Annotated in this window: 11 protein-coding genes; 3 read left to right on the forward strand and 8 right to left on the reverse strand. The window is 65.8% G+C overall.

Going from position 1 to position 13,364, the window contains the following annotated elements; translation table 11 throughout:
• Positions 1-178: 178 nt before the first annotated feature.
• The 5 genes from G4G71_RS16115 to pedF form a co-directional block, all read right to left on the reverse strand.
• Positions 179-1,951, reverse strand: a complete 1,773-nt coding sequence (locus G4G71_RS16115) for a methanol/ethanol family PQQ-dependent dehydrogenase (RefSeq protein WP_169939069.1) — start codon at positions 1,949-1,951, stop codon at positions 179-181.
• A 608-nt stretch (positions 1,952-2,559) separates the two neighbouring features.
• The gene (locus tag G4G71_RS16120; RefSeq protein ID WP_169939070.1) at positions 2,560-3,489 is read right to left on the reverse strand and encodes a quinoprotein relay system zinc metallohydrolase 1; all 930 of its coding nucleotides are present in this window, start codon (positions 3,487-3,489) and stop codon (positions 2,560-2,562) included.
• A 42-nt stretch (positions 3,490-3,531) separates the two neighbouring features.
• The gene (locus tag G4G71_RS16125) at positions 3,532-4,281 is read right to left on the reverse strand and encodes a quinoprotein dehydrogenase-associated SoxYZ-like carrier (protein WP_169939071.1); all 750 of its coding nucleotides are present in this window, start codon (positions 4,279-4,281) and stop codon (positions 3,532-3,534) included.
• Between the two features lie 10 nt (positions 4,282-4,291).
• Complete coding sequence (locus tag G4G71_RS16130; protein WP_169939072.1) at positions 4,292-5,191, reverse strand: substrate-binding periplasmic protein; 900 nt, start codon at positions 5,189-5,191, stop codon at positions 4,292-4,294.
• 5 nt (positions 5,192-5,196) lie between these two features.
• Complete coding sequence (pedF, locus tag G4G71_RS16135) at positions 5,197-5,634, reverse strand: cytochrome c-550 PedF (protein ID WP_169939073.1); 438 nt, start codon at positions 5,632-5,634, stop codon at positions 5,197-5,199.
• A 308-nt stretch (positions 5,635-5,942) separates the two neighbouring features.
• On the opposite strand from pedF, the gene exaA reads away from it, so the two are divergent.
• The 3 genes from exaA (at position 5,943) to G4G71_RS16150 (ending at position 9,086) form a co-directional block, all read left to right on the forward strand.
• On the forward strand, positions 5,943-7,799 hold the full coding sequence (gene exaA, locus G4G71_RS16140) for a quinoprotein ethanol dehydrogenase (protein WP_169939074.1): 1,857 nt from the start codon (positions 5,943-5,945) through the stop codon (positions 7,797-7,799).
• 57 nt (positions 7,800-7,856) lie between these two features.
• Positions 7,857-8,519, forward strand: coding sequence for a pentapeptide repeat-containing protein (locus G4G71_RS16145; RefSeq protein WP_169939075.1), 663 nt, complete (start codon positions 7,857-7,859; stop codon positions 8,517-8,519).
• A 132-nt stretch (positions 8,520-8,651) separates the two neighbouring features.
• Positions 8,652-9,086 carry a carboxymuconolactone decarboxylase family protein gene (locus tag G4G71_RS16150; protein ID WP_054910252.1) on the forward strand — a complete coding sequence of 145 codons (435 nt, stop codon included), beginning with the start codon at positions 8,652-8,654 and terminating at the stop codon, positions 9,084-9,086.
• A 309-nt stretch (positions 9,087-9,395) separates the two neighbouring features.
• Here G4G71_RS16150 and codA read toward each other — a convergent pair whose 3' ends face one another.
• Genes codA through codB form a run of 3 tightly spaced genes read right to left on the reverse strand, consistent with a single transcriptional unit; the run spans position 9,396 to position 13,136 of the window.
• Positions 9,396-10,637, reverse strand: a complete 1,242-nt coding sequence (gene codA, locus G4G71_RS16155; RefSeq protein WP_169939076.1) for a cytosine deaminase — start codon at positions 10,635-10,637, stop codon at positions 9,396-9,398.
• Between the two features lie 22 nt (positions 10,638-10,659).
• Positions 10,660-11,880 carry a PucR family transcriptional regulator gene (locus G4G71_RS16160; protein WP_169939077.1) on the reverse strand — a complete coding sequence of 407 codons (1,221 nt, stop codon included), beginning with the start codon at positions 11,878-11,880 and terminating at the stop codon, positions 10,660-10,662.
• Complete coding sequence (gene codB / locus G4G71_RS16165; RefSeq protein WP_054910255.1) at positions 11,877-13,136, reverse strand: cytosine permease; 1,260 nt, start codon at positions 13,134-13,136, stop codon at positions 11,877-11,879. Before codB ends, G4G71_RS16160 begins: the two co-directional genes overlap by 4 nt.
• Positions 13,137-13,364: the final 228 nt, after the last annotated feature.

Genomic DNA, 13,364 nt, shown 5'->3' on the forward strand with positions numbered 1-13,364 from the left:
GGCACTCCGGAGCGTGCGGATGTTTCTCTGGAAGTCTTGAAGAACCAAAGCCAGAGCCATAGCTGGAGCTGACTTTGGCGCTGAATGCATGAGCGGGCCATGCCCGCGAACAACATCGACAGCCGCGCCAAAACAAAGGCCGACACAATGGCCGGCCCCTGTTCACCTCACAGGCACATCACTTCTTCGCCACCAGATCCTTCGGCAGCTTGAAGGTCCAGATCATCCCGCCCTGGTCCAGGTCCTTGATCCGCTTGGCCACCTCGCCGCCCCACAGCGGCACCGCGCCGCCCCAGCCGGAGAGAACGGTCACGTACTGCTCGCCGTCCATTTCCCAAGTGATCGGCGAGGCGATCACGCCCGAGCCGGTGTTGAACTGGTAGAGCTTCTTGCCGGTCTTGGCGTCGAAGGCCATCAGGTAGCCCTCGGGGTTGCCGGTGAACACCAGGTTGCCATGGGTGGCCAGCACGCCGCCCCACAGCGGCGCGTAGTTCTCGTAGCGCCAAACCTGCTTGCCGGTCTTCGGATCGATGGCGCGCAGCACGCCGATGTACTTCTCGTTCAGCGGCTTGATGGTGAAGCCCGCGCCGAGGTACGCCGCACCTTTCTTGTAGGCGATGTTCTCGTTCCACATGTCCATGCCCCACTCGTTGGACGGCACGTAGAACAGCCCGGTGTCCTGGCTGTAGGCCATGGGCATCCAGTTCTTGCCACCGAGGAAGGACGGCGCGACGAACACCGACGTGCCCTTCTCGCCACCCTCACCCGGCGCGCCCGGACGGTGGGCGTCGTCGTAGATCGGCCGGCCATTCTCGTCCAGGCCCTTGGCCCAGGTCACCTTGTCGACGAAGGGGAAGCCACGGATGAACTTGCCGTTGGTACGGTCGAGCACATAGAAGAAGCCGTTGCGGTCAGCGGTGGCAGCAGCCTGCACGGTCTTGCCGCCGTCCTTGTAGTCGAAGGACACCAGCTCGTTGACACCGTCGAAGTCCCAACCGTCGTGCGGGGTGGTCTGGAAGTGCCACTTGATCGAGCCGTCTTCCGGGTTCAGCGCCAGGCGCGAGGAGGAGTACAGGTTGTCGCCGGGGCGCAGGTGCGAGTTCCACGGCGACGGGTTGCCGGTGCCGATGAACAGCGAATCGGTGCTCGGGTCGTAGTAGCCGCCCAGCCACGGCGCCGCGCCGCCGGTCTTCCACAGGTCGCCCGGCCAGGTCTTGCCCGCCTCGCCGCCGGAGATGCCGTTCTCCACCGGCTTGCCGTCCTTGTAGACGTAGCCCATGTGGCCTTCCACGGTCGGGCGGCTCCACAGCAATTCACCGTTGGTGGGGTTATAGGCCTCGATCTTGCCGACCACGCCGAACTCGCCGCCGGCCACGCCGGTGATCAGCTTGCCCTTGGCGATCAGCGGCGCCGCGGAGATGGAGTAGCCGGCCTTGTAGTCGGCCACGGTCTTCTTCCACACCACCTTGCCGGTGTCCTTGTTCAGGGCGACCAGCTTGGCGTCGAGGGTGCCGAAGATCACCAGGTCGCCGTACAGCGCCACGCCACGGTTGATCACGTCGCAGCAGGGCATGATGCCGTCGGGCAGGCGCGCGTCGTATTGCCAGAGTTTGCGCCCGGTGCGCGCGTCGGCGGCGAACACCCGCGAGTAGGAGGCGGTGACGTACATCACGCCGTCCTTGATCAGCGGCTGCGCCTGCTGGCCACGTTGCTTCTCGCCGCCGAAAGACAGCGCCCAAACCGGCCGCAGCTCCTTCACGTTATCGCTGTTCAGGGTATTCAGCGGGCTGAAACGCTGGCCCTGCTGGTTGATGCCGTTGACCACGATCTGGTCGGTGCGCTTGGCGGCATCACTGATGTCCTGGTCAGTGACGCCGGCGTGGGCGCCAAGGCTGGCCAGGCCGATGGCGGTGAACAGCACGGTGCGGGCGAAAGGTTGAAGCTGTCTCATGGCGGTGCGCCTCTGCGATTGTTGTTGTACCCGGGAAAATTTCCCGGTCTGTCGCAGATTCTTGGTTTGGCACGGCAGGCCAACAATTGAACGCAGTGCCGAATTCACTAGTTCCTTGGTAGCAATACCGGGCTGCAGCGGTGCGAAATTCGGGCTTTTTCAGGCTGGATGGGCGAGCCTTGTCCCTGTAGGAGCGAGCTTGCTCGCGAACCGGATTTCCCGGCGGCGGCATGGCCTGAGTGGGGTTCCGAGCCCCTCACCCCAGCCCTCTCCCGAGGGAGAGGGAGCAGTTCGGCGCGAGGGGCGAAAACAGGAATGCATCCTGCTGGAAGGTTCGCGAGCAAGCTCGCTCCTACAGGAAGAGCAGATCGGAGCGACGAACAGCAAAGCCGCTCCAGACAGCCCTCTCCCAGAGGGAAAGGGAACCGTTCGGCGCGAGAGGCGAAAGCAGGAATACATCCTGCTGGAAGGTTCGCGAGCAAGCTCGCTCCTACAGGAAGAGCAGATCGGAGCGACGAGCAGCAAAGCCGCTCCAGACAGCCCCCGCTCCCTCCGGGAGAGGGTTGGGGTGAGGGCCTGCCCGCGCACCGAAACCTCTGCAGAAATGGCTATTGCTCATCGACGCGCGGCAGAGCCTTCTGCTCATAGCGCGGATACAGGTGGCTGACGCTGCGGATCAGCTCATAGCGCGTCAGGCTGATGCCGGCGAAGCGTTCGGGGATCGGCGTGCGCAGCAGGTCGTTCATGTCCGCACCCTGGGCAATTCCATCACCCATCACAGTGTCGAGCCAGCCCAGGTAGTCGCGCATCTGCGCAAAGGGCGCAGCATCCGTGGCGATGGGACCATGGCCGGGGACGATCTGTTTCCACGGCAACTGCTGCAGGGTATCAAGATCGGCCAGCCACACATCCAGGCCGGGGCTGTTCGGCGTAGTCAGGGCGCGCTGGTAGAAGACGATATCCCCGGCGAACAGCACGCCGGTGGTTTCATCGAGAATCGCCAGGTCCGCGCCGGTGTGCCCGCGCAACCCCAGCAGGCGGAAGCGGTGGCTGCCCATCTGCCATTCACCGGGTTCGACCGTCTCGGTGGGCAGTACGACCTCAGTGCCACGCATCCAGTCACCCACCAGGCGGTACATGTTCTCCGCCATGGCATTGCCCTGCTCTTTCAGCAATTTGCTGGTGCCGGCCAGCGCGCCGATGGGCACGTCGGTGAAGGCCTGGTTGCCCAGCACATGGTCGGGGTGATGGTGGGTCAGCAGCACGCGCTTCACCGGCTTGCCGGTGGTCTGCTGGATCAGCGCACGCAGGGTTTCGCCATAGCGCTTTGACGGGCCGCTGTCGATCACCAGCACGCCGTCGCCGGTGTCGATGAAGGCGACGTTGACGATGGCGCCACCGTTGTCCTTGGCGAAGTTGTCGGTGCTGCCTTCCACCACCCAGGTGCCCTCGGCGATCTGCCGGGGCTGGAGGTGGTACTGCAGGTCGGCCAGTGCCGGCAGGCACAGGCACGCGAGGGCAATCAGGAGGAAACGCATGGGCACCTCGATATTGCTGTGCGATGTCAGCGCAGTGCGGCGTCAGCGCAGAGCGGCCTGGAATTCGTTGCCGTTGTTGTCGTGCAGCCAGAGTTCGGTGCGCGGATGGCCGCGCACCTCGAAGGTGAAGGTCGGGTTCTCGCTGACCGCCGGGAACAGGTCCAGTCGGGCGAAGACCTCGCCTTCCGGCCCCCGCAGTTCGGCATGGTCGAGGTAGAACTCGGGGATGCCGCCGACCAGGCCGTTGTCCATCGGATGGGACACCGAGAGCCGCACCCGGCTGAATTCACCCTTGGGATAAGCTTCGCCATGGACCTGGCCGAGCCGGTCCTCCCAACCCGGTTGCGCACGCACCACGCTGGGCGCTGTGCATCCGCCACCCGCAGCGTCGATCCACGCCGAGCCGACATGCCAGACACCCTTCTCGTCCCGCAGCGCAGCACGGATCGGCGTGGCCTGTTCGATACGGATGCGCACCGCCAACAGCGGCTCCAGGTGCTCGCCAGGATAGAGCGTCAACACATGGGGAATCGGGTTCAGCTCGGCCCACAGCAGCAGGCGATCGAAGCGCCCCGGCAAGGCGCGAGCGTCCACTTCCACCGGCACCTGTCGCGAGTCCTCGGCGAACGGCGGCACACCCAGCCTGACCCGCTCGTCGAAGACGTAGGGCTCGCCATTGAGCAGGCGCTTGTGGTGGTACTCCCACATCACCGAGGGCATCGGGTCGCCCTCCACCGCCGCGGCCAGCAGCGGCAAGCCGCACAGCCCGAGCAACATCTGGCGCCTGCGCATCATTTCTCCCTCACTGCACGTCCTGGTAGAGCCCTGGCAGCTCGTAACGCACGCCGTAGGCCGCATAGAGCTTCTCCATCTCACCGCTGCGCACCAGTTCCTCCAGTTCGCCGTCCAGGGCATTGGAGAGCTGGCGATTGCTTTCATGCACCGCCATGCCGATGTCCCACTCGGGCTGGCCGAGGTTGGGGTAGGTGTTCTCGGCGTTCTTCAGGTGCTCGTCGGCGGCTTGCGCGCGCATCCAGTCCAGCTCGCCGCGCAGGGCCATCACCGCATCCACCTTGCCCGCGCGCATGCCGTCGAAGGCCGCCTGGGTGCTGGGGAAGTGGATGGTCATGCGGCTGAGCTGGCCGCCCAGCACCGAGGTCAGGTAGAACGAAGGCACACTGTCCAGTTCGACGCCGATGGGGTGTTCGCGGAACGCCGCGATGGTGTCCACTTCCGCCAGCCGACGGTCATCGCTGACTACCTGCCAGCGCTCGCGCTGGTAGGGGCCGAACATCACCACCTGCTCGTTGGCGAACTCGCCGACATCGTTGCGCCGGTTGGCGTACTGGCGGTCGTAGGGCACGCGCAGCATCATGTCGGCGACCACGCCGGGGCGCAGGTAGTGGCCTTTCCAGATGAAGTTGCGCAGGTCATCGTCCAGGCGTTCGCCGGGGGTTACCCAGAGGAACTCCGCGCGCACGCCCAGGCCGCTGGCCAGGTGCTGCGCGAGATCGATATCGACCCCGCGCGGCTGCCCGTCCTGCATGAAGCTGTAGGGCGGGAAGTTCTCGTAGACGGCGACCCGCAGGACACCGCTGGCGACCATGTCCTCGTAGGGGCGCACACCGGCCTGCGCCTGCCCCAGCAGCAGGCACAGGGCCGCACTCAGCAGCAGGCCGATCAGCAGATTGGGCAGGCGCATGGCGATCACTCGTCCACGTGCACGCTGTCCAGGTAGGTGCGGATTGCCCAGAGGCCTTCCTGGCTGATGAAGTCGGCCATCTTCGGCATGTACACCGCACCGTCGCGTACCGCGCCGTTGATCACCCGCTCCTTGAACCACTCGTCACCCTCGGCGCCCACGTCAAGCATGCGCAGGTCGGGGGCGATGCCGCCGGACTTGGCCTCCAGGCCGTGGCAGCGCGCGCAGTTCTGGTTGTAGGCCGAAGCGCCGATCTCCACCGCCTTGGCGTGATTGGCGTAGGGCTCGCGGTAGGGGTTGGTCTCGCGCCATTCCTTGCCCAATGGTTCCAGCCCCGTGGTATCCACTGCCTGGGGCGTCACATTGCCGTGGGACAGGGCCAGGCCCGAGACACCCAGGCCGGCCATCAACAGCAGGCCGCACAGCACGTTCTTGTTGTTCATCACTTCATCCTCTCATCGAGATGCTTGGCAAGGCACGGCGCCCGGAAAGACGCCAGTGATGACGATGGTAAGAACGCGCGACCGACGGCCGAATCCTGCTTTGGATGCTCCCGTCTACTCCCTTCGTACTAGAACGGCGGTCGGCCACTGCCGGCGCTTTGGCAGCAAGCCCAAGTCATGCCCGGACCGGGAAATAGTCCCGGCATCGCCGGGAGCTTTTCCGTTCCCCGCTACCACGCCCTCCTCCCACCATGGATTCGCCGCGGCACGTGCAGCGGCCTGCCGCCATCCATCACGGGAAACCCACCATGAGAACAACAACAGCCCCCCTGCACCTCGTCCTCAGCAGCCTCGCCTGCGCCATCGCCCTTACCGCCGGCGGCTCCGCCCTGGCCAAGGATGTGACCTGGGGCGACATCGCCAACGACCACAAGACCACCGGCGACGTGCTGCAGTACGGCATGGGCACCAATGCCCAGCGCTGGAGCCCGCTCAAGCAGGTCAATGCCGACAACGTGTTCAAGCTGACCCCGGCCTGGTCCTACTCCTTCGGCGACGAGAAGCAGCGCGGCCAGGAGTCCCAGGCCATCGTCAGCGACGGCGTGGTCTACGTCACCGCCTCCTATTCGCGCCTGTTCGCCCTTGACGCGAAGACCGGCAAGCGCCTGTGGACCTACAACCACCGTCTGCCCGACGACATCCGCCCGTGCTGCGACGTGGTCAACCGCGGCGCTGCCATCTATGGCGACAAGATCTACTTCGGCACCCTCGACGCCTCGGTCGTGGCGCTGAACAAGAAGACCGGCAAGGTGGTGTGGAAGAAGAAGTTCGGCGACCACGGCGCCGGCTATACCATGACCGGCGCACCGACCATCGTGAAGGACGGCAAGACCGGCAAAGTGCTGCTGATCCACGGCAGCTCGGGCGACGAGTTCGGCGTGGTCGGCCGCCTGTTCGCCCGCGACCCGGACACCGGCGAAGAGGTGTGGATGCGGCCCTTCGTCGAGGGCCACATGGGCCGTCTCAATGGCAAGGACAGCACTCCCACGGGCGACGTGAAGGCACCCTCCTGGCCGGAGGACAAGAACTCCCCCACCGGCAAGGTCGAGGCCTGGAGCCACGGCGGCGGCGCCCCGTGGCAGAGCGCGAGCTTCGATGCCGAGACCAACACCATCATCGTCGGCGCCGGCAACCCCGGCCCGTGGAATACCTGGGCACGCACCGCCAAGGGCGGCAACCCGCACGATTACGACAGCCTCTACACCTCCGGCCAGGTCGGCGTCGACCCGAGCACCGGCGAGGTGAAGTGGTTCTACCAGCACACGCCCAACGACGCCTGGGATTTCTCCGGCAACAACGAACTGGTGCTGTTCGACTACAAGGCCCAGGACGGCAAGATCGTCAAGGCCACCGCCCACGCCGACCGCAACGGCTTCTTCTATGTGGTCGACCGGACCAACGGCAAGCTGCAGAACGCCTTCCCCTTCGTCGACAACATCACCTGGGCCAGCCACATCGACCTGAAGACCGGCCGCCCGGTGGAGAACGAAGGTCAGCGTCCGCCGCTGCCGGAGCCTGGGCAGAAGCACGGCAAGGCCGTGGAAGTCTCGCCTCCGTTCCTCGGCGGCAAAAACTGGAACCCCATGGCGTACAGCCAGGACACCGGGCTGTTCTACGTCCCCGCCAACCACTGGAAGGAGGACTACTGGACCGAGGAAGTGAACTACGCCAAGGGCAGCGCCTACCTGGGCATGGGCTTCCGCATCAAGCGCATGTATGACGACCACGTCGGCACGCTGCGCGCCATGAACCCCACCACCGGCAAGGTCGAGTGGGAATACAAGGACCACCTGCCGCTCTGGGCCGGCGTGCTGGCCACCGCCGGCAACCTGGTGTTCACCGGCACCGGCGAGGGCTTCCTCAAGGCCTTCGACGCCAAGACCGGCAAGGAGCTGTGGCAGTTCCAGACCGGCAGCGGCATCGTCTCCCCGCCCATCACCTGGGAGCAGGACGGCGAGCAGTACATCGGCGTGACCGTCGGCTACGGCGGCGCGGTGCCGCTGTGGGGCGGCGACATGGCCGAGCTGACCAAGCCGGTGGCCCAGGGCGGTTCCTTCTGGGTCTTCAAGCTGCCCATCTGGGACAACAAGACCGCCAGCCGTTGATGCACAGGCCCGCGCCAACTCCGGCGCGGGCCTTTCTCATTTTCCCAGGAGATCGCCATGCGCCTGCTTGCCTGCTTGCTCTTCCCCCTCTCCGCCCTCGCCTTCGCCACCAGCCAGCCGGCCGAGGTACCCGAGGACGACGTGGCCACCGTCATCGCTGGCTGCCGTATCGAGCCGGACAGCCAATGTCCCAACGCCGACCTGCGCGGTGCCGACCTGCGCAACCAGGACCTGACCCGCATGAACCTCTCCGGCGCCAACCTCGCCGGAGCAGACTTACGCCACGCCAAGCTGGACCTGGCGAACCTGCAACAGGCGCACCTGAACGGTGCCGATCTCACCCGCGCCAGCCTGCAGCAGTCCAACCTGCGTGGCGCCGACCTGAGTGGCGCCAAGCTGGTCGCCATCCAGGCCTGGGGGCTGTTCGCCCAGGGCGCGCAATGGCAAGGCGCAGACCTCACCGCCGCGTACCTGGAGTTCGCCCGCCTGAGCGGCGGCAAGCTGCACCAGGCCAACCTTCGAGCTGCCGACCTGGAAATGACCTGGCTGTCCCGCGCCGACCTCAAGGGCGCCGACCTGCGCGACGCCAACCTGCAGGAAGTGAAGCTGGCCGAAGCGAATCTGGAAGATGCCGACCTGCGCGGAAGCCGCCAGCGCTTTGGCAACTTCCAGGGCAGCAACATGGCGGGCTGCAAGGGTTGCCCGGGCGGTTGGGACTGAGCGCCCGGCGCATAGCCGGGATTGGCTCCATTGGTCTGCCGGTATTGCCGGGAATTGGCTATTCGAACGCCGGGGAGTCGGCGTTACCTTAGCTCCATTCCCGCACTACCGCGGGCCCCACTGGAGACCACCATGAGCGCACGTATCGAATGGGCCAAGGCCGCCCCCGACGCCTACAAGGCCATGATCGGCCTGGAACAGGCACTGGCCAAATCCGGCCTGGAAACCTCGCTGCTGGAGCTGATCCGCCTGCGCGCCTCGCAGATCAACGGCTGCGCCTACTGCGTGAACATGCACGCCAACGACGCCCGCAAGGCCGGCGAGACCGAGGCACGGCTGCAGACCCTGAGCGTGTGGGAGGAAACCCGCTTCTTCACCGAGCGCGAACGCGCCGCGCTGGCCTGGGTGGAAAGCCTCACCCGCCTGCCGGAGAAGCACGCCCCGCAGCACCAGTTCGACGCCCTGCGCGAGCACTTCAGCGACGCCGAGATCGCCAACCTGACCCTGGCCATTGCCACCATCAATGCCTGGAACCGCTTCGGCGTGGGCATGGCGATGGTCCCCTGAGAAGAGAGTTCTGACACCCGTAGGATGGGTGGAGCGCAGCGATACCCGTGCGGTCGGTGCACGGAACTGATGGGTATCGCTTCGCTCCACGCCATCCTACGAATTACATCTGTGGCTCACGTAGGGCGCATAACCCGGAACGGGTTATGCGCCAGATGGCGGATAACGCATGCGGCGTTATGCGCCCTACAGGGCTAGTGAAGAGGGATTTTGATCTCGCAGGACCGAGGGGACGCCCAGTCCTTGCTCGCGAATGGCCCGGCAGCGGGGCCAAGGTTCGCGAGCAAGCTCGCTCCTACAGGAAGCCGATCAGCCCTCGGCCAGCTCAACCTGCTCCGGCTCGCGCTTCATCAGCACGCGGCCATTGCGGATCGAGTACAGCGCCTTGGTCTGCTGGCGCACCGCTTCGTAGTCACTGTCCACGCCCAGCACCAGCAGGTTCGCCGGACGGCCGGCGGCAATGCCGTAGCGCGCCCCCAGGTTCAGCGCGCGGGCGCTGTTGTCGGTGACCAGGTCCAGCGCGCGCTGCAGGTCATCGAAGCCCATCATGTGGCAGATGTGCAGGCCGGCATCCAGCACGCGCAGGATGTTGCCGTTGCCCAGCGGGTACCACGGGTCCTTGATCGAATCCTGGCCGAAGCAGACGTTCATGCCGGCGCGGTCGATCTCGGCCACGCGGGTCACACCGCGGCGTTTCGGGAAGGTGTCGAAGCGGCCCTGCAGGTGGATGCTCTCGGTCGGGCAGGAGACGAAGTTGATGCCCGAGCGCTTGAGCAGGCGGAACAGCTTGGAGCAGTAGGCGTTGTCGTAGGAACCCATGGCCGTGGTGTGGCTGGCGGTGACGCGACCGCCCATGCCGCGCACGCGGGCTTCCTCGGCGAGCACTTCGAGGAAGCGCGAGTTCGGGTCGTCGGTCTCGTCGCAGTGCACGTCCACCAGGCAACCGGTGCGCTCGGCGAGATCCATGAGGAACTTGATCGAGCTGACGCCCTGCTCGCGGGTGTTCTCGAAGTGCGGGATACCGCCGACCACGTCGGCGCCCAGGCGGATCGCCTCTTCCATCAGCTCGCGGCCGCCCTCGTAGGACTCGATGCCTTCCTGCGGGAAAGCGACGATCTGCAGGTCCACCAGGTGCCGCGCCTCTTCGCGCACTTCCACCATGGCCTTGAGCGCCGCCAGGGTCGGATCGGTCACGTCGACGTGGGTGCGCACGTGCTGGATGCCATGGGCGGCCAGCATGCGGATGGTGGTGTGGGCGCGGGACTTGGTGTCCTCATGCGTAATGGTTTCCTTGCGCTGGGCCCAGCGCTCGATGCCTTCGAACAGTGTGCCGCTCATGTTCCATTCCGGCTCGCCGGCGGTCAGGGTGGCGTCCAGATGGATGTGCGGCTCCACCAGCGGAGCGATGGCCAGGTTGCCGCGGGCGTCGATGTCGTCGCCGCTGGCGGCCAGGGTGCCGGCTTGCTGCACGACTTCGGCGATGACGTCGCCTTCGCAGCGGATGGTGAACAGGCCGGTCTGCTTGCGCAGGGAGGCGTTGATGATTTTCATGGGATCAAAGGTCCTCTTCAGGCTATTCGTGGCGCGGCGCGCTGGACATGCGCCAGATGAGCAGCGCCACGGAGGTATTCAGGCGGAACTGCGCGTCGTCCAGGGACTGGCCGCTGAGGGTCTCGATGCGCGCAATCCGCTGGTTCAGGGTGTTGCGATGGATGCCCAGGCGTTGTGCCGCCTTGAGCGCGTTGCCGCCTTCCTGGACCAGCGCGTCGAGCGTCTCGATCAGCAGGTGCGGCTGTTTGCGGCCCGCATCGTTGAGCGGGCCGAGGGTGTCCTTCATGAACTGCTCGATCACTGCGCGATCGGGGATCGCCCGCAACAGGCGCAGCACGCCCAGCTCACGGTAGTCGCAGAAGCCACCGGGCGCCTGCATGCCTTCGGCGACATCCAGCGCCTGGCGGGCTTCGAGCAGCGCGCGGGGATATTCCGCGCAGGAATCGGCGCGGGCAGACAGCCCGAGGTAGGCGCGCAGCGGAGCCAGATCCTGCTGCAGTTCGGCGGCCAGGGCGTGCAGTTCGGGGCGCTCGGCACTTTCGGAATCGGCCAGCAACAGGACGAACAGGTCGCCCTGGATCACCACCGGCAGGCGCTCGGGGCGTTCCTGCTGCCAGCTTTCCAGATGGTCGAGCAGTCGCTGGCGGGTGCGTTGCAGTGCGCGCTCGGCCTCTTCCGGTTCGTGCTGCTGGAATAGTCTGTCAACGCCGGACAGCCGCAGCGCCACCAGGCGCCGCGGGGCTTCCAGCGGCAACTCCAGGTGTTGCGCACGGCGACGGACGATCTCCAGGCTGGGGAAGTCGCCGCTCAGCAGCTGGCCGAGGATGTCCCGACGCGAGGTCTTCACCTGGGTCATCTGCACCAGCGCCGTGCCGATCAGGTGGGTGACGATGACCATCTTCAGCGCGTAGGGCTGCTCGATCAGCGGCAACCCTTCCACCTCGGCCAGATGCACCACGGACTCGGGAATGCGCTGGATGAACTCGTCGCCGGTAAGAATGACGATGCCGGCAATGCCGCTGGTGACGCCTTCGCGCACCAGCTGCAGCAAATTGGCTTCGTCACGGGTGTGGTTGATGCCGGTGACGAACACCAGCTCACCGCCCATCACCCAGTCGGCAATGCCGACGTTCTCCGCCACGTAGGACCAGCGCACGCTGCGATGCACATTGCGCGCGCCAGCCCGCAGCGCGAGGCTTTCCAGCCCCGGCAGACGGAGGATTTCCTCGACGCTCAGGCTCAAGCGCGCGGCTCGGCCACCGGCGCGCGGGCACGGGTGACTTCGGTGAGGACGATGTAGCAGATGGCCGAGGCGGCGATGCCCACCAGCGGTGCGATCCACGGCGAGGCGTAGGCCAGGCCCGCGCCGACGGCGTAGGACACCAGGCCGGAGACGTTGAACGCCGGGATGTGGGTGCCCACCAGCGCCGGGTATTCACCGCGGTTGCGGTACCAGTAGTCCGCCATGATCACGCCGCCCAGCGGCGGGATGATCGAGCCCAGCAGCACCAGGAACGGGATCAGCCATTCGTACATGCCGCCGATGGCCAGGATGATGCCGATACCGGCGGCCAGCAGGGTCATGGTGCGGCGGCGCTCGCTGCGCACCAGGTGGCAGGCGGCGGCGGAGACGTTGTAGATGGTCGGGCCCTGGATGGTCCACAGGTTCAGGCAGAGCATGATCACCGCGGCGAAGGACAGGCCCTGCAGCACCATCACTTCGACGATGTCGGCGTTCTGGTAGACGATCGCGCACCAGGCGCCGGCGACGATCATCAGGCCGTTGCCGATGAGGAAGGCGACCACGCTGGCGATGACTGCGATGCGCCCGCTGCGGGCCATGCGGGTCCAGTTGGTGGCCTGGGTCGCGCCGCTGGCGAAGGTGCCGAAGACCATGGTCACGGCGGCGGAGAAGGTCAGCGTCTGGCTTGGTTCCTTCGCCAACAGGCCGCTCCAGCCGCCCGCGTGGTTGGTCGCGATGACCATCGAAGCTACCAGCAGGATGAACATCAGCGGTACCGAGACGCGGGACATGATGTCCAGCCCCTTGAAGCCGATGATCGCGGTGACCGAGAACAGCAGGCCGAACACCACCATCAGCGGGATGTTCAGCCACTCGGGCAGGCTCAGCATCTTCACCAGCACGATGGCCACGGTGGCAGTGCCCCAGGCGTACCAGCCCAGTTCGGCGAAGCCGAGGAGGAAGTCGGACAGCTTGCTGCCGCGCTCGCCGAAGCAGAAGCGCCCCATCAGCACGGTGTTCAGGCCGCTGCGCGAGGCGATCAGGCCCAGGGCGGCGGCGTAGATGGCGAGCAGCACGTTGCCGATGAAGGCGACCCAGAGCATGTCGACGAAGTCGAAGGCCATGCCGATCTTGCCGCCGGCGAACATGGTGCCGGTGAAGAAGGTGAAGCTGAACAGGACCATGGCGATGGGCAGCAGGCCTTTGCGCCCTTCCCTGGGCGTCGCGCTCAGGGGGAACTCACTGGGGGAACTCATCGAGGCATTTTTCATCGGGAGGCATTCCGCGAGGATTGGTTGAGGACTCCCGGCACAACGCAAATAGCGGGCCGGAAAAGCCAATCAGGAACGACGCGGAAATTTTGAGCATGACGAACATTGTGAACTGTTCACAATGCACACTTCCGGTGGGTGTAACGGCGTTTCAAGATAGCTCAAATGTGCATTGTGCGGATTTTCGGGGCACGATGCAGCTTTTTCGCACCA

The sequence above is a fragment of the Pseudomonas multiresinivorans genome, from assembly GCF_012971725.1.
Taxonomy (GTDB): Bacteria; Pseudomonadota; Gammaproteobacteria; order Pseudomonadales; family Pseudomonadaceae; genus Pseudomonas; species Pseudomonas multiresinivorans.